The organism is Rhizobacter sp. P2_H2, assembly GCF_056403375.1.
Window position 1 is genome coordinate 1 of the sequence record NZ_JBFUFP010000514.1, and the last position, 3,799, is coordinate 3,799.

The window sequence follows — 3,799 nt, forward strand, 5'->3', positions numbered from 1 at the left end:
GAGCAGCACCGCGACCATCATCAGGTCGCCCGCGCTGAACGCACCATCGAGCCACTCCGCATCGCCCAGTCGATCGGACAACTCGCCCAACCGGACACGCACGCGCTCCACGACGAGAGGCAGGCGCTCGTCGTACCAGCTCTTGTCGCGCTCCAGCAGCTTGGCGTTCTGGAACTCGATGATCGGCACCTCCACCGTGTTGACCGCGGCAAACATCCAGGTGATCGCACGGGCCCGGGCATTCGCGTCGGCGGGCAGCAGGCCGGCGTGATGCTCCGCGATGTGCAGCACGATGCCGCCCGACTCGAACAGCACCAGATCGTCTTCCTGATAGGTCGGGATCTGCCCGAAGGGATGCAGCGCGCGATGCGCCGGCGCCTTCATCGCCGCGAAGGAAAGCAGGCGGACCTCGTAGGGCTGCCCTGCCTCCTCCAGCGCCCAGCGAACGCGCATGTCGCGCGCGAGCCCGCGGCCGCGGTCAGGCGACGATTCAAAGGCCGAAATGGTGGGGTTCATGGTCGATCTCTCCTCTCGAGTACGGGACCTTGAAGGTCCGATCACAGACTCGACGTTCGAGGCAGACCCGAATCGACATCACCACACACCGCACGCGCATCGACGACCACGCCATCCGCCGGGCCCAGGCCCGCATGCGCAGCCTGATGTGCCATGCCCCAATGGCGGATCGCCTCCGCCACCGGCAGCACCGAGCGCCCATGCGGCGTGAGCGCGTAGTGCACGACGGCCGGCACCGGCCCGCTGCGCTCCCGGCTCACGAGACCATCGGCCTGCATCTCGCGCAGTTGTTGCGCCAGCACCTTGGCCGACACGTCCGGCAGGCTGCGACGCAGCGCGGCAAAGTGCCGCGGGCCGTCTGACAGCCGGTACACGACGAACAGCTTCCAGCGCCCGCCGATGGCGGCCAGCGCAGCCGTCAGCGCGCAGCCCGGGATCGCGTTGGCACGTGCCACGCGCGGACGGTTACCTGCAGGTGCCTTCTTGGCGGTGTCCATGGTGCTGGCTAGAGTGCGCCCGAGTGTAGTCACCTCTCACCGTCGGATGCCTTGCAACCATGATCCAGCTGCCCACCCGTTCGATCTCGTACGGCATCGCCGGCCTGCTGGCGCTCCTCGGCGCCTGCGCCGTGCCTGCGCCGCCATCGACTGCACCAGCCGGCGCCGTGCGGGCCATCCCCGCGACACCCGTCGGCTCGCCGCATGATTTCGAGTTCGAGCACGGTCGCTGGCACACGCAGCTCCGGCGCCGCCTGCAGCCGCTGAGCGGATCCGACGCCTGGGCGGAGTACGCCGGCACGACCGTCGTGAGCCCGGTGCTGGGCGGTCGCGCGAACCTCGCCGAGCTCGACGTCTCCGGACCTGCAGGGCGAATCCAGGGGCTGTCGCTGCGGCTCTTCGACACGACGCTCAGGCGCTGGACGCTCAACTTCTCCAACGCCGCGTCCGGCACGCTCGCCGCTGCGATGACGGGTGGATTCGGCGGCACCCCGCGCGGCGTGTTCTACAGCGCGGAGGAATTCAACGGCCGGCCCGTGCTCGTGCGCTTCGTCATCGAGTCGGCCGGCGCCGACAGCTGCCGCTTCGAGCAGGCGTTCTCGGCCGACGGCGGCGTGACGTGGGAAATCAACTGGATCGCGGTCGATACGCGGTCGTGAGTCGGGCGAGCAGCGGTTCGCTGCGCCGGCTGTGGCGCCGCAGACCCGATGTGGGGAGCGCATGGGCCGTCATGCGTTTCAAAACAGGTCCAGCGTCGGGAAATCGGCGCGACCATGCAGGCAGTTCCACAGGTAGATGGCGAAGCCAAGGTCGCCGGTCCACAGCGAATAGCGCAGTTGGCCGTACAGCCTCGCATCGGCCTCAGTCTGCGCTATGCCGTGCATTGCAAAGGATTGCGCGCGCTGCAGCCACATCGCATCACCGGTGCGCCGGTATAGCTTGAGAAAAGCGTAACCGTTGCCGCCGGTGCCGTGGCACAAGTTGGAGCCCTTGTTCAGCGGTCCGGCGGCCCAGACCGCTTCACCTGCTGCGGCGAGCACTTCGTCCAGCGCAGGGCTCGGCAGGTCGGCCACGCAGACTACGAAGCCAGGTGCGCCGTGGCAGTACTGCATCAGCAAGGGTCTGGCGGGCGGCGGCGTCAGTACGGCGCGCCAGTTGACGTGCTGGCCTTCCCAGGTGGCAGTGCGCAGTACGGTGTTTTCGATGCAGGACTGCCAGGCACCCCAATCGGTCTCGTCCAGCAAGTGGCGGCCGTGTATCAGGGGTACAGCGGTCGCCACGAAACCATGGACTGCGTCGATGTAGGTGGACTGGCGGCCATACAGGTCCTGCATCCAGTAGTGGCAGGCAAACTCGTCGGACCAAAGGAGCTGCGACCACAGCACCGCCGCCGTGCTGCGGAAAAGTTCGGCCCAGCGTGCTTCGCCGGTCCGCTGATGCAGGAAGAGAGAAGCCAGCAGTGTGCCGGGCGAGCCCCACATCAGTTCGCGCGCTGGGTGTTCCATGTGGGCGGCGATCAGCTCAGACAAGCGGCCCGCGGTGGCCGGCAGCGGCGTCGCTGCGTATTCGAGCAAGCGAAAGGGCAACTCCCCCATCATGAAAGAGCCGGCATGCGCAGCCGCCTCGGTACCCAGCCAGGATGTGTTGCGCGCCAGCAGGTCGGCCAGCCGTGCAGAGTCGCGATAGTCGCGCTGCAAGCGAACGGCGCCCGCATCTTGCAGATGGTGCAGCGCCCACACCACACCGCAGGCGCCGTAGTAGAGCGGCGTTGCGGGCTGTGCGGCGTCTTCGCCCGGCTCCAGATCACGCGGGTGGGGCGACCACCAGCTCTCCGGCGTGAACCGGGCCTCGGTCTCTGTCACGATCCGGCGAATGCTGCCCCGGACGAGGTCTTCGTCCCAGGGAATCACCCGCAGTGGCTCGTGGCGCGCTGGGTCAAACAACATGATTCACCCCGGATCCTTGAGTGCGGCAAGCGCCGGTTTGCCGACATGAGAGGCCCTGCCGATGACGGTCCTCACATCAAGCTTGCGGAGGATAGCGGTTCAAGTCGAGGATCTTCAGCGGGTCGGGAAGCAATGCACGCCCTGCTACGCCAACCGCAATCTTCCTGCCCTTGGCATCAGTGAGCTCGAACCATGCTGACCCGCCGCCTGCGAGGAATACTGAGTCGGTCACTCGGATGGGGCTGCTCATGTCATTTGGGCGCAGAATCAGTGCAGGGGTCGGGCCACACGACGGCATAGGCACGCCGCGCAAGCACATCGCCGTCACGAGCCGGGAGCGAGTCCATGTCCAAGCGCATCGTCTCCGTGATCGCCATCGGCGCCGCCGCTCTGGTGGCTGCTGCCCTGTACTTCACGTCGAACAAACCGCAGCCCGACCTGCCGCCGGCCGCGCCGGTGGTGGCCGGCTTCCTGCACGGCCAGACGGTGCGCATGCTGATCGTCGGCGACCCGTTCTCCATCGCGCTGCGCGCCGGCGCGCGCGAGTTGGGTCGACGCGCCGGGGGCAACGTCGAGATCGAAGTGGTCGGCTACGACGACGTGCGCCGGCTCACGCTGCTCAATGCGCACGACCAGCGCTCGGCCTACGACATCGTCAGCTTCGACAGCGTGTGGGCCGGCGAGTACGGCGCGGCAGGCGTGTTGCTGCCGCTGAACGACTGGATCAAGGCGTCGGCGGCGACGATCCGCCCCGACGACTTCCTCGAGATCGGCTACCGGCAGGGGCAGTTCAAGGGCCGACAGCTCGGCCTGCCGATCCAGCCGCACCCCGAGTTGCTG

6 protein-coding genes are annotated in these 3,799 nt (G+C 67.6%); 2 read left to right on the plus strand and 4 right to left on the minus strand.

Going from position 1 to position 3,799, the window contains the following annotated elements:
- Together AC1D15_RS21435 and AC1D15_RS21440 are read right to left on the minus strand one after the other, a co-directional pair.
- The coding region (locus tag AC1D15_RS21435; protein WP_477827557.1) for a glutathione S-transferase family protein at positions 1–516 on the minus strand (516 nt) is incomplete at its 3' end.
- A 41-nt stretch (positions 517–557) separates the two neighbouring features.
- Positions 558–1,013 carry a winged helix-turn-helix transcriptional regulator gene (locus AC1D15_RS21440; protein ID WP_477827558.1) on the minus strand — a complete coding sequence of 152 codons (456 nt, stop codon included), beginning with the start codon at positions 1,011–1,013 and terminating at the stop codon, positions 558–560.
- 59 nt (positions 1,014–1,072) lie between these two features.
- On the opposite strand from AC1D15_RS21440, the gene AC1D15_RS21445 reads away from it, so the two are divergent.
- Entirely contained in the window at positions 1,073–1,672 is a 600-nt protein-coding gene (locus tag AC1D15_RS21445) for a hypothetical protein (protein ID WP_477827559.1), read from the plus strand.
- A 78-nt stretch (positions 1,673–1,750) separates the two neighbouring features.
- Here the strand turns inward: AC1D15_RS21445 and AC1D15_RS21450 are convergent, their stop codons facing one another.
- Both AC1D15_RS21450 and AC1D15_RS21455 read right to left on the minus strand, forming a co-directional pair.
- Complete coding sequence (locus tag AC1D15_RS21450) at positions 1,751–2,959, minus strand: lanthionine synthetase C family protein (RefSeq protein WP_477827560.1); 1,209 nt, start codon at positions 2,957–2,959, stop codon at positions 1,751–1,753.
- A 76-nt stretch (positions 2,960–3,035) separates the two neighbouring features.
- Entirely contained in the window at positions 3,036–3,209 is a 174-nt protein-coding gene (locus AC1D15_RS21455) for a hypothetical protein (RefSeq protein ID WP_477827561.1), read from the minus strand.
- A 95-nt stretch (positions 3,210–3,304) separates the two neighbouring features.
- Between AC1D15_RS21455 and AC1D15_RS21460 the strand changes: the two genes are divergently transcribed.
- A partial coding sequence (locus AC1D15_RS21460) for a hypothetical protein (RefSeq protein ID WP_477827562.1) occupies positions 3,305–3,799 on the plus strand: 495 nt, incomplete at its 3' end.

What these genes read in the sequence shown, in the direction of transcription:
- AC1D15_RS21440 (WP_477827558.1), bottom strand. Translation starts at nt 1,013, where the DNA reads ATGGACACCGCCAAGAAGGCACCTGCAGGTAACCGTCCGCGCGTGGCA.
- AC1D15_RS21445 (WP_477827559.1), top strand. Translation starts at nt 1,073, where the DNA reads ATGATCCAGCTGCCCACCCGTTCGATCTCGTACGGCATCGCCGGCCTG.
- AC1D15_RS21450 (WP_477827560.1), bottom strand. Translation starts at nt 2,959, where the DNA reads ATGTTGTTTGACCCAGCGCGCCACGAGCCACTGCGGGTGATTCCCTGG.
- AC1D15_RS21455 (WP_477827561.1), bottom strand. Translation starts at nt 3,209, where the DNA reads ATGAGCAGCCCCATCCGAGTGACCGACTCAGTATTCCTCGCAGGCGGC.